This is a genomic window from Defluviicoccus vanus (assembly GCF_014672695.1).
GTDB lineage: Bacteria > Pseudomonadota > Alphaproteobacteria > Rhodospirillales > Defluviicoccaceae > Defluviicoccus > Defluviicoccus vanus.
Window position 1 is genome coordinate 3,557,126 of record NZ_CP053923.1, and the last position, 23,639, is coordinate 3,580,764.

Annotated in this window: 23 protein-coding genes, 1 tRNA gene and 1 pseudogene; 9 read left to right on the top strand and 16 right to left on the bottom strand. The window is 65.3% G+C overall.

The features are described 5' to 3' along the window. Nucleotides 1-2: 2 nt before the first annotated feature. A complete protein-coding gene (locus HQ394_RS16165; RefSeq protein ID WP_190261078.1) occupies nucleotides 3-1,082 on the top strand; it encodes an FUSC family protein in 1,080 nt (359 codons plus the stop codon). A 70-nt stretch (nucleotides 1,083-1,152) separates the two neighbouring features. On the opposite strand, the gene HQ394_RS16170 is transcribed toward HQ394_RS16165, so the two are convergent. Next, nucleotides 1,153-2,190 (bottom strand): aspartate-semialdehyde dehydrogenase, encoded by a 1,038-nt coding sequence (locus tag HQ394_RS16170; protein ID WP_190261079.1) that lies wholly within the window; start codon nucleotides 2,188-2,190, stop codon nucleotides 1,153-1,155. Nucleotides 2,191-2,384: 194 nt separating this feature from the next. Between HQ394_RS16170 and HQ394_RS16175 the strand changes: the two genes are divergently transcribed. Further along, nucleotides 2,385-2,738 (top strand): CidA/LrgA family protein, encoded by a 354-nt coding sequence (locus HQ394_RS16175; RefSeq protein ID WP_190261080.1) that lies wholly within the window; start codon nucleotides 2,385-2,387, stop codon nucleotides 2,736-2,738. Further along, nucleotides 2,738-3,460: an LrgB family protein gene (locus HQ394_RS16180; protein ID WP_190261081.1), complete on the top strand. Its 723-nt coding sequence runs from the start codon at nucleotides 2,738-2,740 to the stop codon at nucleotides 3,458-3,460. The genes HQ394_RS16175 and HQ394_RS16180 overlap by 1 nt, the downstream gene beginning before the upstream one ends. Nucleotides 3,461-3,491: 31 nt before the next feature. On the opposite strand, the gene leuB is transcribed toward HQ394_RS16180, so the two are convergent. The 10 genes and pseudogenes from leuB to HQ394_RS20850 all read right to left on the bottom strand — a co-directional run. After that, nucleotides 3,492-4,604: a 3-isopropylmalate dehydrogenase gene (gene leuB / locus HQ394_RS16185; RefSeq protein WP_190261082.1), complete on the bottom strand. Its 1,113-nt coding sequence runs from the start codon at nucleotides 4,602-4,604 to the stop codon at nucleotides 3,492-3,494. Nucleotides 4,605-4,645: 41 nt separating this feature from the next. Next, nucleotides 4,646-5,254 carry a 3-isopropylmalate dehydratase small subunit gene (leuD, locus tag HQ394_RS16190; RefSeq protein WP_223292124.1) on the bottom strand — a complete coding sequence of 203 codons (609 nt, stop codon included), beginning with the start codon at nucleotides 5,252-5,254 and terminating at the stop codon, nucleotides 4,646-4,648. 42 nt (nucleotides 5,255-5,296) lie between these two features. Continuing rightward, nucleotides 5,297-6,706, bottom strand: a complete 1,410-nt coding sequence (gene leuC, locus HQ394_RS16195; RefSeq protein ID WP_190261084.1) for a 3-isopropylmalate dehydratase large subunit — start codon at nucleotides 6,704-6,706, stop codon at nucleotides 5,297-5,299. Between the two features lie 57 nt (nucleotides 6,707-6,763). After that, a complete protein-coding gene (rplS, locus tag HQ394_RS16200) occupies nucleotides 6,764-7,234 on the bottom strand; it encodes a 50S ribosomal protein L19 (protein WP_190261085.1) in 471 nt (156 codons plus the stop codon). Next, the gene (trmD, locus tag HQ394_RS16205; RefSeq protein WP_190261086.1) at nucleotides 7,231-8,025 is read right to left on the bottom strand and encodes a tRNA (guanosine(37)-N1)-methyltransferase TrmD; all 795 of its coding nucleotides are present in this window, start codon (nucleotides 8,023-8,025) and stop codon (nucleotides 7,231-7,233) included. The genes rplS and trmD overlap by 4 nt, the downstream gene beginning before the upstream one ends. 5 nt (nucleotides 8,026-8,030) lie before the next feature. Beyond that, nucleotides 8,031-8,627, bottom strand: coding sequence for a ribosome maturation factor RimM (rimM, locus tag HQ394_RS16210; RefSeq protein WP_223291648.1), 597 nt, complete (start codon nucleotides 8,625-8,627; stop codon nucleotides 8,031-8,033). A 54-nt stretch (nucleotides 8,628-8,681) separates the two neighbouring features. Next, nucleotides 8,682-9,035 carry a 30S ribosomal protein S16 gene (gene rpsP, locus HQ394_RS16215; protein WP_190261087.1) on the bottom strand — a complete coding sequence of 118 codons (354 nt, stop codon included), beginning with the start codon at nucleotides 9,033-9,035 and terminating at the stop codon, nucleotides 8,682-8,684. Nucleotides 9,036-9,115: 80 nt separating this feature from the next. Beyond that, a complete protein-coding gene (gene ffh / locus HQ394_RS16220) occupies nucleotides 9,116-10,510 on the bottom strand; it encodes a signal recognition particle protein (RefSeq protein ID WP_190261088.1) in 1,395 nt (464 codons plus the stop codon). Nucleotides 10,511-10,664: 154 nt separating this feature from the next. Beyond that, nucleotides 10,665-12,020, bottom strand: a complete 1,356-nt coding sequence (locus HQ394_RS16225) for an SBBP repeat-containing protein (RefSeq protein WP_456151638.1) — start codon at nucleotides 12,018-12,020, stop codon at nucleotides 10,665-10,667. A 284-nt stretch (nucleotides 12,021-12,304) separates the two neighbouring features. Further along, nucleotides 12,305-12,442: pseudogene (locus tag HQ394_RS20850) on the bottom strand (IS1380 family transposase); the annotation flags it as partial. Nucleotides 12,443-13,207: 765 nt separating this feature from the next. Here HQ394_RS20850 and HQ394_RS16235 point away from each other — a divergent pair. The 4 genes from HQ394_RS16235 (at nucleotide 13,208) to HQ394_RS16250 (ending at nucleotide 16,712) form a co-directional block, all read left to right on the top strand. Further along, on the top strand, nucleotides 13,208-14,119 hold the full coding sequence (locus HQ394_RS16235; RefSeq protein ID WP_223291649.1) for a dihydrodipicolinate synthase family protein: 912 nt from the start codon (nucleotides 13,208-13,210) through the stop codon (nucleotides 14,117-14,119). A gap of 39 nt (nucleotides 14,120-14,158) precedes the next feature. Then, nucleotides 14,159-15,490, top strand: a complete 1,332-nt coding sequence (locus HQ394_RS16240) for a dihydroorotase (RefSeq protein WP_190261091.1) — start codon at nucleotides 14,159-14,161, stop codon at nucleotides 15,488-15,490. Between the two features lie 346 nt (nucleotides 15,491-15,836). After that, nucleotides 15,837-16,268, top strand: a complete 432-nt coding sequence (locus tag HQ394_RS16245; RefSeq protein WP_190261092.1) for a Rap1a/Tai family immunity protein — start codon at nucleotides 15,837-15,839, stop codon at nucleotides 16,266-16,268. Nucleotides 16,269-16,319: 51 nt separating this feature from the next. Further along, nucleotides 16,320-16,712 (top strand): YMGG-like glycine zipper-containing protein, encoded by a 393-nt coding sequence (locus HQ394_RS16250; RefSeq protein WP_223291650.1) that lies wholly within the window; start codon nucleotides 16,320-16,322, stop codon nucleotides 16,710-16,712. 511 nt (nucleotides 16,713-17,223) lie between these two features. Here HQ394_RS16250 and HQ394_RS16255 read toward each other — a convergent pair. The 5 genes from HQ394_RS16255 to aroA form a co-directional block, all read right to left on the bottom strand. Continuing rightward, entirely contained in the window at nucleotides 17,224-18,837 is a 1,614-nt protein-coding gene (locus tag HQ394_RS16255) for a stimulus-sensing domain-containing protein (RefSeq protein ID WP_223291651.1), read from the bottom strand. A 7-nt stretch (nucleotides 18,838-18,844) separates the two neighbouring features. After that, complete coding sequence (locus HQ394_RS16260; RefSeq protein WP_190261094.1) at nucleotides 18,845-19,537, bottom strand: response regulator transcription factor; 693 nt, start codon at nucleotides 19,535-19,537, stop codon at nucleotides 18,845-18,847. Nucleotides 19,538-19,956: 419 nt separating this feature from the next. Further along, on the bottom strand, nucleotides 19,957-20,778 hold the full coding sequence (locus HQ394_RS16265; protein ID WP_317629043.1) for an endonuclease/exonuclease/phosphatase family protein: 822 nt from the start codon (nucleotides 20,776-20,778) through the stop codon (nucleotides 19,957-19,959). Nucleotides 20,779-20,925: 147 nt separating this feature from the next. Next, nucleotides 20,926-21,237 (bottom strand): hypothetical protein, encoded by a 312-nt coding sequence (locus tag HQ394_RS16270; RefSeq protein WP_190261096.1) that lies wholly within the window; start codon nucleotides 21,235-21,237, stop codon nucleotides 20,926-20,928. 166 nt (nucleotides 21,238-21,403) lie between these two features. Continuing rightward, nucleotides 21,404-22,735, bottom strand: coding sequence for a 3-phosphoshikimate 1-carboxyvinyltransferase (gene aroA, locus HQ394_RS16275; RefSeq protein ID WP_190261097.1), 1,332 nt, complete (start codon nucleotides 22,733-22,735; stop codon nucleotides 21,404-21,406). A gap of 207 nt (nucleotides 22,736-22,942) precedes the next feature. On the opposite strand from aroA, the gene HQ394_RS16280 reads away from it, so the two are divergent. Together HQ394_RS16280 and HQ394_RS16285 are read left to right on the top strand one after the other, a co-directional pair. Further along, the gene (locus HQ394_RS16280; RefSeq protein ID WP_190261098.1) at nucleotides 22,943-23,356 is read left to right on the top strand and encodes a TIGR02300 family protein; all 414 of its coding nucleotides are present in this window, start codon (nucleotides 22,943-22,945) and stop codon (nucleotides 23,354-23,356) included. Nucleotides 23,357-23,532: 176 nt separating this feature from the next. Further along, nucleotides 23,533-23,608 (top strand) — tRNA-Ala (locus tag HQ394_RS16285). Nucleotides 23,609-23,639 lie beyond the last annotated feature (31 nt).

The window sequence follows — 23,639 nt, forward strand, 5'->3', positions numbered from 1 at the left end:
AGATGGAGTTCGGGCGCGCTTTCATCGATGATTGGCAGACCTTCGCTGCCGCAGTCGGGACCGATCTGCAGGCGGTAGGGAAAGACAGGCAACGCAATCGACGGGCGTTGGCCATCGGCGCCGCCACCGCGCTCGCCGTCTATGCCGCCCTCTGCCTGAACCTTGATTATCCCATGTGGAGTGGGATGACGGCGCTGACCGTAACTGCCGCCACCCAGCGGGCGACGGTGCTGAAGGGCCTCATGCGCATCGCCGGCACCCTGGCAGGGGCGCTTGCCGCCGCCTTTCTCCTCGGCTTCGTTGCCGACAGCAACGGGCTGCTGGCTACGGCGCTGTTTGCCACCGTCACCTACGCGCTCTACCGTTCGTTTACGAGTCCGTATCCCTATGCCTGGCTGCTTGGCGGGATCACCATTGGCCTGGTGCTGATGCAGTCCATGGCCGAGCCGGACATCGGCCTGCACGTTGCCGCCTACCGGGCGACGGAAATCATCGTCGGCGTTGTCAGCGCCTTCGCCGTCGGGGCCCTGCTGCTGCCGGCGACGAGTGATCCCGAGCAGGATCGTGCCCTGGCTGCAGCGCCGCAGGTGGAGCGCCGCGTTGCCATGCGCACTGCCCTGGAAGCCGGTGCCGGCGTCTGCATCGTCGTCGGCCTCTATGCACTGTTCGATCTGCCGGGGTTTGCCAGTGCGGCGGTGTCGTTGACCCGCATCGTCGATCCCAATCCCGAACTCGGCCGCCACCGCGCCTTCCTCCGCCTCATCGGTTGCGCCATCGGCGGCGGAGCGGGACTGCTGATGGTCGGCACCAGCATCGACGTCCTGCCGCTCTTCCTCGCCGTCATTTTCGTCTTCTGCAGCATCTTCGGCTATTTCTTCGCCGGACCGCCGGCCTGCGCATATGCTGGGATGCAGGCGGGGTTTGCCTTCATCATCGCCTACGCGCCGTCGATAACGCCAACGGACACGCTGGACCCGGCGATCGATCGCTTTGCCGGGATCCTGCTCGCCTTCGCCGTGTTCTGGATCATCGATATGCTGTTCACGCCGCAACACCCCGTCGCGGCCACGCCGCCGCGATAGGTGGCGGCTATGGCCGCCGGGGATGTCGCCATCCCCGGCTGCTTAGCCTGGTCGCGGGCGGTTTCTCGCTTCAGGCCGCCTTGCTGCGCAGGTGGCCCTGGCGAACCAGTTCCTCGGCGATCTGCACCGCGTTCAGCGCTGCCCCCTTGCGCAGATTGTCGGCGACACACCAAAAGCTGAGGCCGTGCTCCACCGTCGGGTCCTTGCGCAAGCGGCTGACGTAGACCGCATCCTCGCCGGCGCATTCGGCGGGGGTGACATAGCCCTCGTTCGCCCGATGATCGACGACGGAGATGCCCGGCGCCGCCTTCAGCGCCGCCCGTGCCTCGGCCTCGCTGATCGGCTGCTCGAACTCCACCGTCACCGCTTCGGCGTGACCGATGAACACCGGCACCCGAACGCAGGTGGCGATCACCTGAATATCCGGATCGAGGATCTTCCGCGTCTCCACTGCCATCTTCCACTCTTCCTTGGTAAAACCGTCGTCCATGAAGACGTCGATGTGTGGAATGACGTTGAAGGCGATCTGCTTGGTGAACTTCTGCTGGTATTTGTACGTCGGCTCATTGACGTAGACGCCGCGCGTCTGCTCGAACAGTTCGTCCATCCCGTCCTTGCCGGCACCGGACACCGACTGATAGGTGGCAACGACGACGCGGCGGATCTTGGCCAGGTCGTGCAACGGCTTCAGCGCAACCACCATCTGGATGGTCGAGCAGTTGGGATTGGCGATGATGCCGCGCTTGTGGAAGCCGGCGATGGCCTGCGGATTGACCTCGGGCACCACCAACGGCACGTCCGGCTCCATCCGAAAGTGCGACGTGTTGTCGATGACGACCGCACCCGCTGCCGCCGCCTTCGGCGAGAAGGCGGCCGAGACTTTGGCGCCGGGGGAAGACAAGACGATATCGGTGCCGCGAAAGTCGAAGGTCGCCAGGTCCTGCACCTTGAGAATGTCGTCATCGCCGAAGGAAACTTCCTTGCCGATCGACTTCGCCGAGGCGAGCGCGACCACGTCACCGGCCGGGAATTCACGCTCAACCAGCGTCTGCAACATCTCCCGGCCCACATTACCGGTGGCGCCAACCACGGCGACTTTATAACTCATGCCTCTCGTTCTCCTCGCATTGCGCGCATTGTCTGTTCGCGCCGAATTTCGATCACCTACGCATCCAGCCCACTAATTGCAAGGCTGCTCGCGACCGCGTCCGGCAGAACCTCCGGTGTGCGGGGGTTGGGACTTGCCATGCGCGGCGGATTCGCCATTGTGGCTGCTGCCGCCTCTCTCAGGGAATCGCTTTGATGTTCTTGCCGTCACTTACCATTTTTCTTGTCTGTCAGTTGCTTGGCGAATTTATGACTCACGCCACCGCCTTGCCGATCCCGGGGCCGGTCCTTGGCATGGCGCTGCTGTTCACCGTTCTCGTCATTCGCGGCCGCATCCCGGACACGATGCAGTCGACCGCTGCCGGCATGCTGCAGACGCTGGGGCTGCTGTTCGTGCCGGCCGGCGTCGGCGTCATTACCCATCTGCACCTGCTTGCTACCGAGTGGCGACCGATCGCCGCGGCGGTCCTCGGCTCGACCGTGCTGTCCATCGTCGTCACCGGCCTGATCGTCCACGCTCTCGACCGCCACCCGACGGAGACCGACTGATGCCCGTCCTCCACACCCACGAAACCTGGGTTTACCTCGCCGCCAGTCCGCTCACCTGGCTGACGCTGACCCTGGTGGCGTTTCAGGCTGGCCTGTGGCTGCATCGGCGCTGCCGGCACAACCCGATCGTCAACCCGGTGCTGCTGGCGATCGCTTTCGTGTCCGTCGTTCTCGCCGCCACCGGCACCGACTACCAAGCCTACTTCAACGGCGCCCAGTATGTGCACTTCCTGCTCGGTACCGCCACCGTGGCGTTGGCGGTACCGCTGGCCCGGCAGTTTGCCCACATCCGCCGCTCCTGGCTGGCACTGACGGTGGGGCTCCTCGCCGGCTCCGCCACCGCCGCCGGCAGCGCCGTCGGCATTGCCTGGCTGCTCGGCGCCTCGAAGACAACCATCCTCTCGCTGGCACCGAAGTCGGTGACTGCGCCGGTGGCAATGGGGATTGCCGAAAAAATCGGTGGCGAGGCGACGCTGACCGCGGTGCTGGTGATCCTCACCGGCATCGTCGGTGCGGTCTTCGGCACCACCGCCCTGCAACTCGTCCGCGTCCGCAATCCGAAGGCAATCGGTTTTGCCCTCGGCGTCGCCTCGCACGGCCTCGGCACCGCCCGGGCGCTGCATGTGGGCGAGGTGGCCGGCGCCTTCTCCGGCCTCGCCATGGGGTTGAACGCGCTGGCGACGGCGCTGCTGTTGCCGATCTGCTACGCGCTCTTGTCCTGAGGCGCGACCGGCGCCGCAGCAGCCGCCCGCTTTAGCCGGAGAGTTTGTCCATCTCGCGGATGATTGCTTCGCCCATCACCCCGGTGGAGATGCGCGCCTTGCCTTGCTGCATGATGTCGGCGGTGCGCAGGCCACCGTCGAGGACGCCGTTGACCGCCCGGTCGAGCAGGTCGGCTTCCGCCTTCAGGTCGAAGGAGTAGCGCAGGCACATCCCGAAACTCAGCAGCACCGCCAGCGGATTGGCGATGCCCTTGCCGGCGATGTCAGGAGCGCTGCCGTGCACCGGCTCGTAGAGCGCCCGGCGTCGGCCGCTGACGTCGGCGGCGCCCAGCGATGCCGAGGGCAGCATGCCGAGTGAGCCGGTGAGCATGGCGGCTTCGTCAGAAAGAATGTCGCCGAAGAGGTTATCGGTGACGATGACGTCGAACTGACCCGGATTGCGCACCAACTGCATGGCGCAGTTGTCCGCATACATGTGGCTGAGGTCAATGTCGGGGTACTCGTTGTCGTGCACCCATTGCACCTCTTCGCGCCACAGGACGCCGGACTCCATGACGTTGGCCTTCTCCGCCGAGCACACCCGGTTCTGCCGCTTGCGCGCCAAGTCGAAGGCGACGCGGGCGATGCGGCGGATCTCCTCGGTGGTATAAACCTGGGTGTTGACGCCGCGGCGGCTGCCGTCGGCGAGCGTCTCGATCCCTCGCGGCTGCCCGAAATAGACGCCGCCGGTGAGTTCGCGGACGATCATGATATCGAGCCCGCGGATAATTTCCGCCTTCAGCGGTGAGGCATCGACGAGAGCGTCGAACACCACCGCCGGCCGCAGGTTGGCGAACAATTCCAGGTCCTTGCGCAGCCGCAGCAGCCCGCGTTCCGGCCGCACCTCGAAGGGCAGTGTCTCCCACTTCGGCCCGCCAACGGCGCCGAGCAGCACCGCATCGGCGGCCAGCGCCTGCGCCATCGTCGCGTCGGTGATGGGCACGCCGTGGGCGTCGATGGATACGCCGCCAACCAGCCCCTCACTCACCGCGAAGCTGATCCCCCGCCTGCGGTCCAGCCAATCGATCAGCCGCCAAACTTCGGCCATCACTTCCGCGCCGATCCCGTCGCCAGCGAGCACCAGCAGGTTCTTTTTATCGTTCAAGGGATTACCCTCTCCGTGGGGCGCCGGGGCGCCGGTTGATCCTAGGACGCCACCAGCCAGGGCTGTTGTTCCTGCTGCCGGGCCTCGAAGGAGTCAATCAGCGCGGCCTTGTTCAGCGTCAGGCCGATGTCGTCGAGACCGTTGACCAGACAGTGCTTGCGAAAGGCGTCAACGGCAAAGGCCAGCGTTTCCCCGTNCGGCAGCCGGATCTCGCCGGCGTTGAGGTCGATGCTCAGCGTGGCGGCCTGCTGCGCCAGTGCCATCAGCCTGTCCACCTCGGCCGGCGGCAGGACGATCGGCAGAATGCCGTTCTTGAAGCAGTTGTTGTAGAAGATGTCGGCAAAGGAAGGGGCGATGATGCAGCGGATGCCGAAGTCGAGCAGCGCCCAGGGGGCATGCTCGCGCGACGAGCCGCAGCCGAAGTTGCTGCCGGCGATCAGCACCTGCGCGTCGCGGAAGGGTTCCTGGTTGAGGATGAACTCCCNTCGCTCCCGCCCGTCATCGTCGTAGCGCATCTCGAAAAACAGGCTCTTGCCGAGGCCGGAGCGCTGGATCGTCTTCAGGAACTGCTTCGGGATGATCATGTCGGTATCGACGTTGATCATCGGCAGCGGCGCTGCCGTCCCGCTCAGTTTGGTGAAGGGTTGCANCTGGCAACCTCCTTTCGTAGCAACGAGGGGTAGGCGCGGCGGCTAGGCGAGCAGGTCGCGCACGTCGGTAAGGCGCCCGGTCACCGCGGCGGCCACCGCCATCGCCGGACTGACCAGGTGCGTCCGCCCACCGCGGCCCTGGCGACCCTCGAAGTTGCGGTTGGAGGTCGACGCGCAGCGCTCTCCTGGCTCCAGCCGATCGGCGTTCATGGCGAGGCACATGGAACAGCCGGGCTCGCGCCAGTCGAAGCCGGCCTCGCGGAAGATACGATCCAGCCCTTCGGCTTCCGCCTGCACCTTGACCAGCCCTGAGCCGGGGACGACCATCGCCTGGACGTTATCGGCGACCTTGCGGCCCTGGGCGACCGCGGCAGCCGCCCGCAGATCCTCGATCCGGCCGTTGGTGCACGAACCGATGAACACCCGGTCGATGGGGATGTCCTGCATTCGCGTGCCCGGGTTCAGCCCCATATAGTCGAGGGCGCGCAACACCGCCCGGCGCTTGTTGTCGTCGGCGGCCATGTCCGGGTCGGGGACGCGGCCGGTGATTGGCACCACGTCCTCGGGACTGGTTCCCCAGGTGACCAGCGGGGCGATGGCGGCGGCGGCAAGTCGGATCTCCTTGTCGTAGCGGGCGCCATCGTCGGAGGGCAGGGTGCGCCAGTGCTCGACTGCCCGTGCCCACAAGTCGCCTTTCGGCGTCATCGGCCGGCCTTGCAGGTAGGCAAAGGTTGTTTCATCGGGGGCGATCAGCCCGGCGCGTGCACCCGCCTCGATGGACATGTTGCAGACGGTCATCCGCCCTTCCATCGACAGGCCACGCATCACATCGCCCGCGTATTCGATCACGTGACCGGTGCCGCCGGCGGTGCCGATGGTGCCGATGATGGCAAGGATCACGTCCTTCGCGGTCACGCCCGCGGCAAGCGCACCGTCGACGGTTACCCGCATGTTCTTCGCCGGTGCCTGCAACAGGGTCTGCGTCGCCAGCACGTGCTCCACTTCGGAGGTGCCGATGCCGAAGGCGAGCGCGCCGAAGGCGCCATGCGTCGAGGTATGGCTGTCACCGCAGACGATGGTCATCCCCGGCAGGGTGAAGCCCTGCTCCGGGCCGATGATATGGACGATGCCCTGTCGCCGGTCGGTCATGGCATAGAAGGGAACGCCGAACTCGGCACAGTTGGTGGCGAGGGTTTCCACCTGAATGCGCGATTCCTCGTCGGCGATGCCGATGCTGCGATCGGTGGTTGGCACGTTGTGGTCGGCAACGGCCAGCGTCGCCTGCGGCCGGCGAACATGACGGCCGCTGCTGCGCAGGCCTTCGAAGGCCTGCGGGCTGGTCACCTCGTGGACGAGGTGGCGATCGATATAAAGGAGACAGGTGCCATCTGGCTGACGATCGACCAGATGGCTTTCCCAAATCTTGTCAAACAGGGTACGTGGCTTGGTCATGCGGCCTCCTCNGCCTCTGCCGGGGCGAGCCGCAGTAGACCCGCCCTGTGGCAAGCGTCAGGCGTTGTCGATGGTTTCTGTCGTCGCTGCGGCTGCCACAGCGGCCTTGTTGGCGGCGCGCGCCAGCACCGCAGCTTCCCGCTCGCGGGCATCGACCTTGGCGACGTAGCCGCTGGTCTTTTCGGAGATGCGCGCGCTCTTGCCGCGCCGGGTGCGCAGGTAATAGAGCTTGGCACGCCGCACGTCGCCGCGGCGAACCACCTCGATCCCGGCCACATTCGGCGAATAGAGCGGGAACACGCGCTCAACGCCCTCGCCGTAGGAGATCTTGCGGACGGTGAACGACGAATGCAGGCCGCGGTTGCGCCTGGCGATGCACACGCCCTCAAAGGCCTGCAGGCGTTCACGCGAGCCCTCGATCACCTTCACCTTGACCCTGAGGGTATCGCCGGGGGCGAACCAGGGAACGGTGCGATCGGTGCTCAGCTTCGCAATCTGTTCTTGTTCGAAATCCTGCAGGATCGTCATCGCCTGTTACCTTCGTCTTCCGTTGCGGCGTTGTCTCCGCCAAACCAACCGCCCGCCGCTGGATACGCCGCAGCTGCCGCGCGCCCTCCGGCTTCGTTCCGCTGCCACAGGTCGGGTCGGCGTTCGCGGGTCAACCGCTCCGCCTCCGCCCGTCGCCATGCCCTGATCCGGGCGTGGTGGCCTTCGGTCAGCACCTCCGGCACGCCCAGACCTTGCCACGTTCGTGGCCGGGTGTAGTGGGGATATTCGAGCAGGTCGTGCTCGAAGCTCTCCTCAGTCAACGACCGGACGTCACCGATGACTCCCGGTAGCAGCCTGACACAGGCATCGATCAGCGTGATCGCCGCCGGCTCACCACCGGACAATACAAAATCGCCGAGGCTGATTTCCTCGGGGCGCCGCGTCGCAATGACCCGCTCGTCGATACCCTCGTAGCGGCCGCACAGCACGGTAACTCCCGGCCCTGCTGCCAATGCTTTCACCCGTGGCTGGTCCAGGACCCGGCCACGCGGTGTCAAATAAATCAACGGCAGCGGCCCGAATTCGAGCGCTGCCGCAATCGCCGCGTCGACCACATCCGGGCGCATCACCATACCCGGACCACCTCCGAAGGGAGTGTCGTCGACGGAAGCGTGTTTATCGCGCGCAAACGTCCGAATGTCTAGCGTTTCCAACCGCCATTTATCTGCCGCCAAGCCCTGGCCGGCAAGCGAATAGGCGAGGGGGCCCGGAAACATCTCCGGGAAGATGGTCAATACCCGTGCCGTCCAGGGTGCATTGCCGTCGGCCATCGCCGTCAGGCCTTCTGCGGCGCGTCTGCAGCACCATCGCGGCCATCGTCGTTGGAGGGCGGCAGGATGCCCGGCAGCAATGCCACGACGACGCGGCCATGCGCCAGATCCACCTCCGGCACCGCAGCACGGGTAAACGGCACCATGATCGAACCCACTGCCTCCCCTTCCACGTCGAGGAGGCTGCCACCGCCGAAGTCGTGCACCGCCAGCACCCGGCCACGGTCGGCAATCGTGCCGTCCGGGTGGATGATCTCGGCGGCGAGACCGATCAGATCGGTGTAGTAGAATTCGTCCTCGCCGGCGGNGGGCAGGGCCGTGCGCAGCACGTAGAGTTCCGTTCCCTTGAGGCTTTCCGCCGCGGTACGGTCGCTAACGCCATCAATCTGCACCAGCACCCGTTCGCCGCCGGATTCNNCACCACCCGCCCGCAGCCGGAAGCTGCGGCCACCGGCCGCATCGGTCAGCGGCCCGTACGCACCGACATCACCGGGAGCAGCGGTAAACGACTTCACCCAAAGGAGCCCGCGCAGGCCCCGTGCCCCGGTGATCACACCGAGACAAATGCGCTGCGCTGCCATGACTGCAGGCTCGTGCGTCATCGCTCATGCCGTCCCTGGTTGCTCGCCGTGCGAGCGAAGGCATCGGTGGCCGGTCTAGTCGGCCGCCCCGGCCTCCGCCGCTTCCGCTGCCTTCAGCCGTTCCTGTGCCTTGGCCTTCGGCAGCGGCTTCTTTGTCTGCTCGGCCCGCGCCGGCAGCTCCATCAGGCCCTGCGCCGCACACAGCCGCGCCACCCGATCGCTGGCGGTGGCGCCGTGGCCGAGCCAGTGTTGCAGCCGCTCTGTCTTCAGCAACACCCGCTCCGCATGTTCGTGTGGCAGCATCGGGTTGTAGGTGCCGACGATTTCGATGAAACGCCCGTCGCGACGGCTGCGCGAATCGGCGACGACCACGTGATAGAAGGGGCGCTTTTTCGTGCCGCCCCGCGCCAGACGAATCCTGACAGCCATTCGGTTCTTCCGTTCCTCTCTCTGACCCCGCATGCGCGGGGGTGCTTCCGCGGATCAAATCCTGGTGAACAGCCGACCGCTCAACGCGGCGGCATCGGTGGCAGCAGGCCCGGCGGCAAACCTTTGCCGAAGAGGCCCCGCTTACCGAGCTTGCCCACCTTTTTCATCATCTCGCTCATCATCTGATGTTGCTTGAGCAAGCGATTGACGTCCTGGACGGTGGTACCGGACCCTAGCGCGATCCGCCGCCGCCGTGACGCGTTGAGCAGCTTCGGGTTGTGCCGCTCCTCTATCGTCATCGACAGGATGATGGCCTCCTGGCGGGCGATCATCTTGTCGTCGACCTTCGCCTCGTCGAGCTGCTTCTGGATCTTACCGATCCCGGGCAGCATGCCGAGGATACCCTTGAAGTCGCCCATCTTGCGCAGCTGCTTAAACTGCTTGGCCATGTCTTCGAGGGTGAACTCACCCTTGGTCAGCTTCAGCGCGAGCTTTTCCGCGTCTTCCTTCTCGATCAGATCCGCCGCCCGCTCGACCAAGCCGACCACGTCACCCATGCCGAGAATACGGCCGGCGATGCGGTCCGGCTGGAACGTCTCCAGCGCGTCCAGCTTCTCGCCGACGCCGATCAGCCGGATCGGACAGCCGGTGACGCCGCGCATGGACAAGGCGGCACCGCCACGGGAGTCGCCATCGACCCGGGTGAGGACGATGCCGGTGATGCCCACCCGCTCATGAAACGAGCGGGCGAGGGTAACCGCGTCCTGGCCGGTCAGCGCGTCGGCGACGAGGAGTGTCTCCAGCGGATTGACCGCCGCTTTCACCGCCGCGGCTTCCGCCATCATCTGTTCGTCGACCGCCGTGCGCCCGGCGGTATCGAGAATGACCACGTCGAAGCCCTGGCGGCGCGCCTGATCCATCGCCCGCTGGGCGATCGTCAGCGCATCCTGGCCAGGGATGATCTCAACGGTTGCCGTCTCGGTCTGCTCGCCGAGGATGGCGAGCTGCTTCTGCGCTGCGGGGCGGTAGATGTCGAGCGATGCCAGCAGCACCTTCTTCTTTTCGCGCTTGCGTAGCCGCACCGCCAGCTTGCCGGCGGTGGTGGTCTTGCCCGAGCCCTGCAGGCCCACCAGCAGCACCGGCACCGGCGGAGAGGCATTCAGGTTGATCCCGGCACCCTCACCGAGGCGCAGCTTCTCGTCGGTCTCGCCACCCGACAGCACCTCGATCAGGTGGTCGTGGACGATCTTGACCACCATCTGCGCCGGGGTGACGCTGCGCAGCACCTCTTGGCCAACGGCGCGGGCTTTGATGCCGTTGATCAGGTCCTTGACCACCGGCAGCGCCACATCGGCTTCGAGCAGCGCGATGCGGACTTCGCGCAGCGCCTCGTTGACGTCGGCCTCGCTCAGCGCGCCACGCTTGCGCAGCCGATCGAAGATCGTCCCCAGTCGCTCGGTCAGTCCCTCGAACACGCTCGCGTCTGCTCCGTTGCCATCTGCCCAACAAAAAGCTGGTCCGCCGGAAGGGCGACCAAGCCCATTGCAAGACACAGTCTCTTCTGTAAGGGTCGCAACTCTAGAAGCGCCCACCCCGGCGTGTCAAGGCGGGGGTGGGCGTCGGATGCGGCTACGTGGTCACAGCCGTCACCGCGGCCGCAGCCGCGATCAGGTTACTCCGCCATCGCAGCGGTGCTGGCGGTGGCACGGTNNCAAACTTGACGATCAGGCCGTCGGGGCTCGTCTTGTTCGGATCGCCGTCGACCTCTCCGCCTATGGGGCCCGCAGCATAAATGAAGCCGTCCTTGTCCACCGTCACCGCCGCAAACTCATCGTTCAAGGTGGTTCCGGGCTGGCGGCTCCATAGCAGCGTGCCGTTGCGGTCATAGCTCAGCACGAAGGGATCGTCAGATCCGACGTGTAGTCCGCCCACCGCGCCCTCGGCTGTGCCGACAACGTAGACGTTGTCGCTGGCATCGGTAGCGACAGCCCAGGCGAAATCCTCGTCGGCCGCTGCCGGCTGCCGCCACCACAGGATGTGCCCGTCTGAAGCGTACTTCAAAATGAACGTATCGTCGTCGCCCTGGTTCGGACCGCCGAGGGCTCCCGAGGTTTGCCCGACCACATAAACGGCGCCACTGCTGTCCACGGCCACGTCCAGCGCTTCGTCGAAGTCGTTGCTTCCCGGCTGTCGCCGCCACATCAGTTGACCGAGAGGGTTGTACTTGAAGAGGAAGGCGTCGGCGGTGGTGTCCTCGCCATTTAAGTCAGAACCGGTGATGCCGACCACATACGCATTCCCGGCCGCATCGGTGGCGACCGCCGCTGCCTCGTCGTTGGACGCGGTTCCCGATTGCCGCGACCACAGGGTCCGCCCGCCACTGTCGAACTTGAGCACGAAAATGTCGAGACCGCCCTTGTTACTTCCGGCCAGCGATCCTTCGGTGCCGCCCACCATATAGACATTGCTGCTGCCATCCACGGCGACGCCCCAGGCGACGTCTTCCCTGCTTGTTCCCGGCTGCCGGCGCCACAGCAGCCGGCCGTCGGTGTCGTACTTCAAGAGGAACGCGTCGTCGTCACCCTTGTTCAGACCGGCGAAGGCGCCTTCGGTCTGGCCGACGACGTAGACGTTGTTCGATTTGTCGATGGCAACGCCGAGCGCCTCATCGTAGCCGGCGCTGCCGGGTTGCCGCCGCCAGAGAATCCGCCCTTGCGGGTCGAGCTTGAGGACGAAGGCGTCGCCCTCGCCCTTGTAGTCACCCGTCATATCGCCCCAGGTGACGCCAACGACGTAGAGATTGCCGTTGGCGTCGGTTGCCGCATCCTGCACCACATCGAAGGCGTTCGTGCCCACCGTTCGCGACCAGAGAGTATCTCCTGGTGCGGCCATCGCGGTTCCGGCCCAGAAACCGACGAGAGCCATCGCAGTCCCGTAAAGAACCCGCATCACCCCACTACGCGAGCCACGCATTTCTTCCTCCATTGTTTCCAGACGGCCGTGGCGATGAAGGACAGTTATCGCCGAAGGGGCGATCCGCTCTTGCCCATGCCCGATACCGTCCACTGCTGACGTTGCTTGCCCACGATTGCGTCCAGCCCGTTTTTTTATTCAATATCAATAATACGAAATGTATTGGGATCGTGAAAGGCGTATTTTAGGTCTATTATACTTCTATAAGTTGATATTCCTTTAGTGCCGGTTATCGAAGGCGTAAGATCACATCAATGTCTCCAGAGGGGGGATGGGGAGAGACGTGGTGCAGCAGGGGCGTGCCTGTCCGGCAGGTTCTCGGTGCGCGATACGGTGGATTGCGGGCACAGATTGCCGTGTTCGGACAGCCGGTCCATCGTCGGCTTGAACACCGGGTCGGTCCGCAGGGCGTCGTTGCCGTCCTCGTAGCCGGCGTCGAGACGCCGAGCGATCCCCACCCGCTAAGTCTCCTTCTGGAATGACGCGTCGGTTCATGGCGGGACGAACGGAAGCGGAAGTAAAAATTTAAATTGAGACATGCCGCGCGTTTACCGAACATTGACGCAAAGTGCGGACAATGGCGCAGGTTTCTCCAGGGGCTTGGTGAGGGAAGCATGCGCCAGCTGTTGTCTCCGTCGTATCTCCGTTCTGCCGCCGTTGCCGGCAGCATCCTCCTTGTGCTCGCCGTGGCCGCGCCGACTACGGCGCCGCGGCAACATCCCCCGTCGGCGCCGGGCGTTCGTGTCGACACGCTCATGGCTGTGCTGCCGGGGATGAGCCTGCAGCAGGAGTCGGGCGTCAACTTGCCGGCACCCAGCCACCTCCGCGCGCCGAGTTTTCACTGCGCCGCAGTGGGGCCTGTCGCGAGTGCAAACTGCGGCTTTGCCGGCAGACTGCACGAGGTCGGGAGATCGCCTGCGGACGGGACAGGCGGCGGCGGCAGCCGCATGCACAGCCGCCGCCCCCGGTATTCCGGCTGGAGCGAGCCGCTGCCCGAGGCCTGAGTGCTGGCCGCAGGCAGGCCGCCGCGACGAGGCTCGGGCGCGCCGGCGCACCGTGCGTGAGGAAGCCGATGGTCGCTATCGTGCCGCCTCTTGCGCCTCGGCAGCGTCGGATTAAGCTGTGTACCTGAGCGTACGGCCGGGTACGGTCCGCGCGCGACAGCGTTTCCTCCTCCTTGCCGGATCGGCGCCAAGGCGATGATCGTGCACGACTTCCACGGCGTTTTTCCCTACCTGGTCTCGCCGGTGGATGCGTCTGGCCGTGTCCTCGAGGGCGTTCTCGCCCGCTTGGTGGAGCATCTGATCGCCAACGGGGTGCACGGGCTGACCCCGCTCGGCAGCACCGGCGAGTTCGCCTATCTCTCCTGGCCGCAGCGCCAGCGCATTGTCGAAATTACCCTCGCGGCTACCGCCGGCCGTGTCCCGGTGGTCGCCGGCGTTGCCGCCACCACCACCATCGAGGCCTGCCGTCAGGCGGCAGCGCTGGAAGCGCTCGGGGTGGCGGGGATCGTGGCCATTCTCGATGCCTACTTTCCGCTCAGCGAAGAAGCGATCGTCGGCTATTTCACCGCCGTCGCCGATGCCGTCAGCTGCCCCGTCGTCCTCTACACCAACCCGACGTTCCAGCGCTCGGACTTAACCCTGCCGCTGATAACCCGGCTGGCCGAGGTGCCGAATATCCGCTACGTCAAGGACGCATCGGTGAACACCGGGCGGCTCTATGGGTTGATTACCGCGCTCGGCGAGCGGATGCGCGTCTTCGCCGCCTCCTCGCACGTCCCGGCGGCGGTGATGTTTCTGGGCGGGGTCGGCTGGATGGCCGGGCCGGCCTGTCTGGTACCCCGCCAGAGCGTCGCTCTCTACGACCTCTGCGTCGCCGGTCGCTGGCCGGAGGCGCTGGCGCTGCAGCGGCGGCTGTGGCCGCTCAACGAAGTCTTCGCCCGCTATATAAANCTGGCGGCGTGCATCAANGGGGGCCTCGTCCTGCAGGGCTTTCCGGTGGGGGCGCCGCTGCCACCGCAAACGCCGCTCGATGCCGCGGCGGAGGCCGAAGTGCGGCGGGTTCTGGACAGTCTGGCGGCCATTGATAGCGAGGCGCCTCGGGGTTGAGCCGCGGCTGCGGCGGCAACCGAGGCAAAGGATAGTGAGATGAATGAACCGTTCGATCTGCTGCTTGCCGGCGGCACCTGCGTGACGCCGGGCGGCGCCGTCGCCGCCGACATTGGCGTGCGTGCCGGGCGCATCGCCGCCATGGGTGACCTTGCGGGAATGGCCGCGTCGGAGACCATCGACTGTCGCGGTCTGCACCTGCTGCCGGGCGTCATCGACACCCAGGTGCATTTCCGCGAGCCGGGGATGGAGCACAAGGAGGACATCGGCACCGGCACCGCCAGCGCCGCCATGGGCGGCGTCACTGCCGTCTTCGAGATGCCGAACACCCGGCCCCCCACCATCGGTGCCGTCGACTTGGCCGACAAGTGCCGGCGCGCCAAGGACCGCGCCTGGGTCGACATGGCCTTCTACATCGGTGCGACACCGGAGAATGCGCACTCCCTGACGCAACTGGAGCACCTGCCTGGCTGTTGCGGCGTCAAGATGTTCATGGGCAGTTCCACCGGCTCGCTGCTTGTCGCCGACGATGCAGCGGTCGCCAACGTCCTCGCCAACGGCAGCCGCCGCATCGCCGTGCATGCGGAAGACGAAGCGCGGCTGCGTGAACGCTTCACCATCGTCCANGGGGGCGCCGCACCGTCGATGCATCCCGAGTGGCGCGACGTGGGCACCGCGGTGGAGGCAACGCGCCGGCTGCTGGCGCTGGCCGAAGGGGTGCAGCGCCGGGTGCACGTGCTGCATATCACCACCGCCGAGGAGCTGGAGCTGCTCGCGGCGCATCGCGAGCTCGCGACGATGGAAGTCACGCCGCAGCACCTGACGCTGGCGGCGCCCGGCTGCTACGAGGAACTCGACAGCTTCGCGCAGATGAACCCGCCGATCCGTGAGAAGCGGCACCGCGAGGCGCTGTGGCAGGCGGTGGCCAACGGACTGGCCGACTGCATCGGTTCGGACCACGCGCCGCACACCCGCGAGGAGAAGAAGCAGCCCTATCCGCAGAGCCCGTCCGGGATGCCAGGCGTGCAGACCCTGGTCCCAGTGATGCTCGACCACGTGGCCCAGGGTCGCCTCAGCCTCGCCCGCTTCGTCGATCTCACCAGTGCCGGGCCGGCGCGCATCTTCGGCATCGCCGGTCGCGGCCGCATCGCCCTCGGCTATTTTGCCGACTTCACTCTCGTCGATCTGAAGTTGACGCGGATGATCACCCACAGCTGGATTGTCAGCCGCTGCGGCTGGACTCCCTTCGACGGCATGCGGGTAACCGGTTGGCCGATGGCGACGATCATCCGCGGCCACGTGGTGATGCGCGAGGGCCAGCTCCTGGGCGACCCCATCGGCGAAGCCGTCCGCTTCCTCGAAGGCCGCTGAGTCCTTCTTATTCATGATGGCTGTTGTGACGGGTTGGTGGAAGTAGGATAAGCGTTTGATGTGGCGTAGGATTCGGTTGCTGACGCCAATCCTTCGACGACAACCGGGCCGGCCATATCCGCCTTGACCGACGATACGACCCTGCCGTTCACGTTTCCGGCCGAGCAACGCAAGAAAGTCACCACCGCGTTTGACGACGGCCGGACAGCGGACGGGATCTGTGCTCGCAGCCGACCGTCTCGTCGACGCTTGCCTCACGCGGCAGTGCTTGCTAGTCATACACTAGCGGGCGGCGATCACAGGTGCCGGCCCGGATCGGGTTGAGCGGCGTAAGGAGTTCCTGCGAATGCGTGTTCGTCTGATCGCTGCCGTGGTGGCCACCGCTCTCACGGCCCACGCCCCGGCGTGGGCGGCCAGTGGATCAGCAAGCAGCGAGCCGGCTGAAGGGCAGCCGGGATTCTCGCTGTCCGATTTCAAGCTGGTTACCGCCCAGGACCTTTATGACGTCTGCACTGTCGAGGCCAGCGACCCCAACGTCGCCGTCGCCGAGGCCTTCTGCTATGGCTACTTTACTGGCGGCAAGCACTACCACGACGAGGTGGCGGCGGTGTCTCCGATGGGCCCGATCGCCTGTCCGCCGGCGCCGGCGACGCGGCAGGAGTTGGTTGTCGTGTTCGTCGATTACCTCAAGCGCAACCCGCAGCGCGCCGGCGGCCGGCCGATGGACGTCATCTTCGAGGCGATCGGCGCGCAGTGGCCGTGCCCGACGAAGCCGTAGACCGCCATGTCGTTGACCACCGCATCCTTTGGTTCGTTGGAGTGTGATCCCATGCATCAGCCGCAATCGGGGATGACGATGCTGCGCCGACCTGTTCTGCGCAGCCGTTCGCTCGGCCTCGGTCTGGCCCTCGCATTGACCGCCGGCACGCTCTCCGGCTGCGCCATGAGCCCGGGGCAGCAGGATACACTGCAGGGCGTCGGCATCGGTGCGGCCGGCGGCGCCGCACTCGGCGCCATCGGCGGTGCCATCGTCGGCAATCCGGGCATGGGCGCCGCCGTCGGTGCGGCCACCGGGGCGGCGCTCGGCGGCGGCGGCGGCTACCTCTACTCGAAGTACAACCAGCAGACCGACCAGCAGACGGCACAGACGGCACAGATGCGCGCCCAGCTCGCGCAGCAACAGGCCGAGATCAATCAGCTGAAGGCGCAGCAGCAGAAGTAATAGCGCCGCGTCGGTTAAACCGTCCGACGCGCTCCGCGACCGGCTCGCGCGAGCCCGGGGTCGTTACGGTGCGAAATGCCCAGCGAGCAAGCTAAGGCCCGCAGACGGTGACGGCACTTTCCCGATCCGCTGGCTGCTGGCAAACGCCAAGCCGATCCCCGTAACCAACGGAGTCATCGCCGTAAGCGGCGCGCCTCCGAGCGAAATTCATAGCCTAAAATCAAACCTGTGCGGGCTCGGGATTCGCGGATTGATCGTAATTTCATACGGCCTCGCGGGGAGTTAAGCATGAGCCGAATCCTAAGTGTCCGTCCGGGAGCTTTGTGAGTCATTGGAATCGGTTACTGGCGGGGCTTGAACTGTCGGCCTGCAGCCGTGCCTGAAGAAGCTGTTTGCTGATGGCGTCAATCAGGCTGATGCTTCGAAAACTGGCCAAGGCCGAAGAGTACTTTCCGGACAGACTCTGAGGCACGCGGGCACGCTCAGTTACCCGCTGGCCAATTCGGCGCGACTACGGCGTCACCGGCAGGCGAACAGTGAAACAGGCGCCGGCTATGTCGCCATTGCTGCGGCACCGATTCATCGCCGCGATCGACCCACCGTGTGCCTCGACAATCTGTTTGGAGATGCTGAGACCGAGGCCGGAATGAACGCCGAACTTTTCCTCGCTCGGGCGCAGCGAGTAGAACCGTTGGAAAATTTCACCCTCGCGTCCTTCGGGAATGCCCGGACCTTCGTCGAGAACTTCGGCAACGACGGCACGGCCCTCGCGAAAGGCCTTCAGCCGGATGGTGCCGCCACGCGGACTGAAGGACAACGCATTGGCGATCAGGTTACGGAAGACCTGCACCAGACGCCCTTCGATGCCACCGATGGTGAGGTTGCCGGTGGCCTCAACCAGCAGCCGGATGTCCCGCTCCGCTGCCGCCGTCTCGGTCACGTCGACCAGCGCCTTTAGCATCTTGCCGATATCCACCGGCTCCGACTTGGCGCGCGACAGCTCCGCGTCGAGACGTGAAGCGTCGGAGATGTCGGTGATCAACCGGTCGAGGCGGCCCACATCCTCCTGGATGATGTTCATCAGTTTTTGCCGGCGCTCCGGGTCGTTGATGCGGGCGGCGGTTTCGACGGCGCTGCGCAGGGAGGTCAGCGGATTCTTGATTTCGTGCGCCACGTCGGCGGCAAAGCGCTCGATGGCGTCCATCCGCAGCCACAACGCTTCTGTCATTTCTTTCAGCGCCGCACCGAGGCGGCCAATCTCGTCGGAGCGGTTGCTGAAGTCGGGGATACTGTAGCGACCCTGGCGATCGCGTCGCACCCTCTCTGCCGCGGCGGCAAGGCGGCGGATCGGATAGGCGATGGTCCAGGCGAGATAGAGCGATAGCAGGATCGTCAATCCGAGGGCGATGGCGAACCATTTGAGGATATCGAGGCGCACCCGCACCATCGCCGCGTCGATGGGAGCGGAGTCGCGCGTGAGCATCAAGGCGCCAATCACCTGGGTATAGCGCTGGACCGGTACGGCGACGCTCAGTATGAGGCTGCTGTTGGGATCCCGGCGAACCTGACTGTCGGCTGTGCCCGCCAGCGCTGACTGCACCTCCGGGAAGTCCTTTGCCGATGCCGCAGGATTGTCGACGTAAACGGGAAGGGGATCGGGTGCCCACAGACGCTGGATAAGCCGGTCGTACTCAGCGAGAAAATCGCGTAATCGCTGCCGCTTGTCTGCCGGTGGCGGCAATTCTTCCGCTTCGACAACGCCGGCCGGCCCTTTGAACAGCAGGCTGTCGGCAATCGAGCGGCCCTTTTCGTCGTAAAGGCGGGCGCGCGTGCCCGATGCCTGCACCAGCCGGCGAACCATTTGCTGCGCCAGCAGCGGGTTGAGGTGCTCGCTGCCGGGGGTATCACCGACAGTGGCACCCTCGGCGACAGCGGCCGCGAACAGATTGGCCTGACCGCGCAGCGACAGCAGTTCCTCGTCGATCAGCCCGCGGCGATGCTCGTCAAGATAAAGCATCCCGGCGACGAGAAAGAAGAGGGCGACCAGATTGACGGCAAGAATGCGGCGCGTCAGAGGTGAAATGGCTCCACTTAGTCGGTTAAATCGTGGCCTATCAGTAGCCACGCGTCGCCTAGGTGGCGCGGTAGCGGTAGCCCACGCCATAAAGAGTTTCGATCTGCGCGAAATCGCTGTCCACATCCTTGAATTTCTTCCGCAGACGCTTGATGTGGCTGTCGATGGTCCGGTCATCGACGTAGATGTGCTCACCGTACGCGGCATCGATCAACTGATCGCGGCTCTTCACATGCCCTGGTCGCCGCGCCAGTGCCTGCACCAGAAGGAACTCAGTCACCGTCAGGTTAACCGCGCGCTCGCGCCAAGTGCAATAGTGGCGGGCGGGATCGAGCATCAGATCGCCGCGGCGCATGATCTCGCCTTCCACCGCCGAAACCACCGTTCCAGCGCGCCGGCGGAGAACGGCGCGGATGCGTTCGACGAGCAGACGCTGCGAAAAGGGCTTGGTGATGTAGTCGTCGGCGCCCATGCGCAGGCCAAGAACCTCGTCCAGTTCGTCGTCCTTGGAGGTGAGAAAAATCACTGGCACGTCACTTTTCTGCCGCAGGCGGGTCAGCAGTTCCATGCCGTCCATGCGGGGCATTTTGATATCGAGGACGGCGAGGTCCACCGGCTGACGCGTGATTCCTGCCAGGGCGTCGACACCGTCGGAGTAGGTCTGGACGCGAAAACCCTCTGCTTCCAAGGCCATGGCGATGGACGCCAGGATGTTGCGATCATCATCGACGAGGGCGACGGTTTCACTCATGCGCGATCATTAACCTCCGGATACCCTTTGTCTTGCAGCCAAGCCAGCTGACCTGGGCTGAGCGGTCATCATCAGCGGTCCCCGCACACATCGCTGCCGATCATTGCGCCCTGAAGCACAACATGCAAAAAAAGCCGGACGCGGTGCGCAGGCCAAACCAGACGCCGAAGGCCTACTTGGCACACAGGCTTGCCTTGGCATCCAGGCCAGACGCGGCGCCGAGGCCCGGCGGGGGCCCTTCGCGGGCGCCATTGCAAGAGACGTGCGTACAGGAGCGGTTACCATCCTGACTCGCCTGCAAGGGCCGACGTGAGCGCCACCTTGGCCGCACTACGACAAGCGCCCATCGCAAGCGACTCGACGCTACCTGCTCCTTGACTGACCTGCCGAACTTTCCTCCTGCGACAACTGGCGTACCTTTATGGCAGCAGCAGGGCCGAAACAGGGCTGAGCGCTGCAACTCGTTTGATGTTTGCCGTATTTGCCCCACCGCCCGCCTCGCCGCTGTTCCGGTGCGGGAGTGTTCGCCCTGTCTTGCCGTCTTCGGCAAGACCGGCGGGAATCGCTGAACCCATAACCGGCACGCTGATCAGGGCGCGCAACGGCCGGTGGTCCGAACCAACGGATGATAACGGTTCGAGGCGGAGCAGCGTTGCATCACGAACGAGGACGTGATCGATGCTAATGCCTAAAGTACGCATCCCTGCGGGATAGGTTGCCGGGTTCCATGGCGACAGCTGCAGGCCGGTTCTTGCCTGGAACTCGCGAAATGCCGGCGTGAACGGGCTGGCGTTGAAGTCGCCGAGAACGATCAGCGGACTGTGGATCGTATCCAGATGCTCGGCGAGATAGTGCAGGAACGCGTCGCGCGCGGCCAGCCCGTCGGCACGAATGGGGTCTGCCGCGTGGACGACGGCCAGCGACACCCGTGTCGCATCGTCGATTTGCAGGCTGGCAAGCAGAGCCGGCCACGCCGTCGCGACCGGCTGAAACTTCGTCGCCGTGATAATGGGAAAGGTCGATAGCAAGACCATGCCCTGGCACGCTTCCACCACTCCCTGCACCCGCGGTCCGGCGGAGCTGATCCGGCTGCTGAAGGGATAGGCTTCGCCAAGCTTCGGCAGCAGCTTGTCGATAGGGGGCACTTCCTGCAACACCACCACGTCGGCTGGACGGGTGCGCAGCCAGCGGATCAGCCCGTCACGGTTCCAATTGGCGCAGTAGACGTTGTTGGTGATGATGCTGAAGGTGCCCTCAGGTTTGGGGGACGGGCAGCGCTGCCGGCGGTTGCCCGGCGATAGGCGGGAGTGAAAAGATGGGCAGCGACGTGCCGGTCGACGCCAGCGGTGCGTTGGAGGCCTCGATCACCGGTGCCGGGGGTGGCACTTCTACTGGGAGCGGCGCCGCCAGCACCCAGATGAAAACGCAAAGAGCGATCCCGTGGCGGCGGTGAGGCGCAGGTTGCGCACGAACAGCGCGAACAGCAGCACTGCCGTTGCCGCCAGCACATAGACGGCAATGAAGTGGTGCACGAGTTCGAACGGCCACGCTCGCAGTCCCAGGGCGTGAATAAGCCCCACCGCCGACAAAGCGGCGACGACTGTCCAGGCAACACCGAGTAGCGCCGGCCGAAGCAGGCAGATCGCCTGCAGGCCGATCCATACGACCCGCGGCCGCTTGTCTGCCGGGGCATTCATCATCCGTCCAACTCCTGTCCTCGCCGGCGCAGGGATGACAGACTTACACGCGCAACGTCGTTGCTCGCTGTCACACCTGGGCGAATTTCCCACAGTGAATATTCCTAGAGGGATTTTTCCCCGCGCTAATATTTTCCGGGCGAATGCGCCGCAGGCTTAAGCAGTCCGGTCACCCGGCCACGCGTGGACCGATCTGCGCTCCCAGTCCATTCATCAGCGCAGCGAAATCGGGAAAGCTGGTGGCGATCGGCGCGCCGTCATCCACCGACACCGCAGCACGGCTAGCCATGCCGAGAGTGAGGAACGCCATGGCGATTCGATGGTCGAGGTGAACGGCCACATGCCCGCCGCCCGGCGGCGGCCCGCCACAGCCGGTGATGGCCAGCCAGTCGTCACCCATGTCGACGGCAACACCGCAGGCGTTGAGGCCGGCGGCGACGGCGGCGAGGCGATCGCTTTCCTTCACCCGCAGTTCACCCAGGCCCAGCATTCGCGTCACCCCGGTGGCACAGGCGGCGGCAGCGGCAAGCACCGGAAACTCGTCCACCATCGCCGGGACGCGCTCTGCCGGCACGGTGATGCCGCGCAGTGGCTGTGCGTCGATGGCAAGATCGGCCACCGGTTCGCCGCCAGCCTCGCGTTGATGATCGAGGCGGATCGAAGCGCCCATTTCGCTCAGGCTGGTCAGCAGCCCGGTGCGCAAGGGATTGATGCCGACACCGCAGATCTGCACCGAAGAGCCGGGAACGATTGCTGCGGCGACCAGCGGAAATGCCGCCGACGAGATGTCCGCCGGCACGTCGATACGCCGACCGGTCAACTCCGGCTCGCCGACGAGCGAGATCCGGCGGCTGCCATCCGCCAGGTCCTCGGTGCTGATCGTCGCACCGAAGTGGCGCAACAGGCGCTCGCTGTGGTCGCGCGACGGCAACGGTTCGACTACCGTCGTTTCACCGGGTGCGTTGAGGGCGCACAACAGGATCGCCGACTTCACCTGCGCCGAGGCTACCGGTAGTGTGTAGCTGATGGGCAGTGGCTGCTGACTGCCATTGACCGCCAGCGGCAGACGCTCGCCGCTGCGGGTGCAGAAAGTGGCTCCCATCCGCTGCAATGGCGCGATGATGCGGCGCATCGGCCGACCCCGCAACGAGGCGTCGCCGGTGAAAAAGGTGGTGAAGGGATGGCTGGCGACCAGGCCGATCAAGAGCCGGGCGCCGGTGCCGGCGTTACCCAGATCGAGCACCTGGTCGGGCTCGCGCAAGCCGCCGACGCCGCGGCCCTCGATCACCCATACGCCCTCGCGACAGGTGATGTCGGCGCCGAGATGGCGGAGTGCCGTGGCCGTGGACAGCACGTCCTCAGCTTCGAGCAGGCCGTGAACGGTCGTTTGACCCACCGCGGAGGCGCCCAGCATCAGTGCCCGGTGTGAGATCGATTTGTCGCCGGGAACAGTGCAGCGTCCGTTCAAGGCCCCGGCCGGGCGGGACGTCATCGGTTGCATGGGGTGCAGCTTTCGTCAAAGGCCAAGCCGGGAACAGCGTCCCGATCGTTGATGCACGTCGTTGATGCGCCCTCCTACTTAGCAAGGAGTGGCGGGCAGCGCAAAGATCCCGGCAGCAGCAGCCGGAGTCACCGCTTTTGACTTTGACATTGCCCTCGAAAAACTGGCAAGTGGCTCGCCTCAAAGGCACACACGGAGGGACCGTCCTTGGCCAAGCCGGAATGGGGTCTGAAGCGCACCTGTTTCAGCTGCAGCGCCCGGTTCTACGACCTGCGTCGCGAACCGATTATTTGCCCGATCTGCAGCACCGTCTACGACCCAGCGCGCCAACCGCGACCGCGACGCTCGGGAGGCAGCGTTCGCGATGACGCGGCTGCGGTCCCGGCGTTGGTGGGCAGTGATACTGGCGCCCGCATGCGGGATAAGGAATCGCTGGCTGATGATGGTGGCGACGCGGATATCGAGGAACTTGATGACAGCGCCGGTGACGATGGCGACGTTGACGATCTGGCCAACGAGGAAGGCGAGATCATCGAGGATGCCTCCGAACTCGGCGAGGACGTCGACGACATCGGCGAGGTGATGGAGCACGTCGACGACGAAATGGAAGACAAGGCGTGATTGCCTTGATGCGTGGCGGTGGGACCGGGTGGCGGTTGGCGTGGTGGCGGATCGTACCTCTTCGCACCGGATCCGCGGATTGCCTGCGAATTTCCCTTTGCGGGCACGCCTGCGGGTTCTTAGTGTCTCGCCACGCAATGCCGGATTTCGGCGGCCTTGAATGCGCCGCCGACCGTGGGGCCGTAGCTCAGTTGGGAGAGCGCTACAATGGCATTGTAGAGGTCAGGGGTTCGACTCCCCTCGGCTCCACCAAATCGTTTCCTTCTCCTTTATCCTTGATGGC

Coding starts and splice junctions, on each gene's coding strand:
- HQ394_RS16165 (WP_190261078.1), top strand. CDS start 3: ATGGAGTTCGGGCGCGCTTTCATCGATGATTGGCAGACCTTCGCTGCC.
- HQ394_RS16170 (WP_190261079.1), bottom strand. CDS start 2,190: ATGAGTTATAAAGTCGCCGTGGTTGGCGCCACCGGTAATGTGGGCCGG.
- HQ394_RS16175 (WP_190261080.1), top strand. CDS start 2,385: ATGTTCTTGCCGTCACTTACCATTTTTCTTGTCTGTCAGTTGCTTGGC.
- HQ394_RS16180 (WP_190261081.1), top strand. CDS start 2,738: ATGCCCGTCCTCCACACCCACGAAACCTGGGTTTACCTCGCCGCCAGT.
- leuC (WP_190261084.1), bottom strand. CDS start 6,706: ATGACCAAGCCACGTACCCTGTTTGACAAGATTTGGGAAAGCCATCTG.
- rplS (WP_190261085.1), bottom strand. CDS start 7,234: ATGACGATCCTGCAGGATTTCGAACAAGAACAGATTGCGAAGCTGAGC.
- trmD (WP_190261086.1), bottom strand. CDS start 8,025: ATGGCCGACGGCAATGCACCCTGGACGGCACGGGTATTGACCATCTTC.
- rpsP (WP_190261087.1), bottom strand. CDS start 9,035: ATGGCTGTCAGGATTCGTCTGGCGCGGGGCGGCACGAAAAAGCGCCCC.
- HQ394_RS16245 (WP_190261092.1), top strand. CDS start 15,837: ATGCGTGTTCGTCTGATCGCTGCCGTGGTGGCCACCGCTCTCACGGCC.
- HQ394_RS16250 (WP_223291650.1), top strand. CDS start 16,320: ATGCATCAGCCGCAATCGGGGATGACGATGCTGCGCCGACCTGTTCTG.
- HQ394_RS16260 (WP_190261094.1), bottom strand. CDS start 19,537: ATGAGTGAAACCGTCGCCCTCGTCGATGATGATCGCAACATCCTGGCG.
- HQ394_RS16270 (WP_190261096.1), bottom strand. CDS start 21,237: ATGATGAATGCCCCGGCAGACAAGCGGCCGCGGGTCGTATGGATCGGC.
- aroA (WP_190261097.1), bottom strand. CDS start 22,735: ATGCAACCGATGACGTCCCGCCCGGCCGGGGCCTTGAACGGACGCTGC.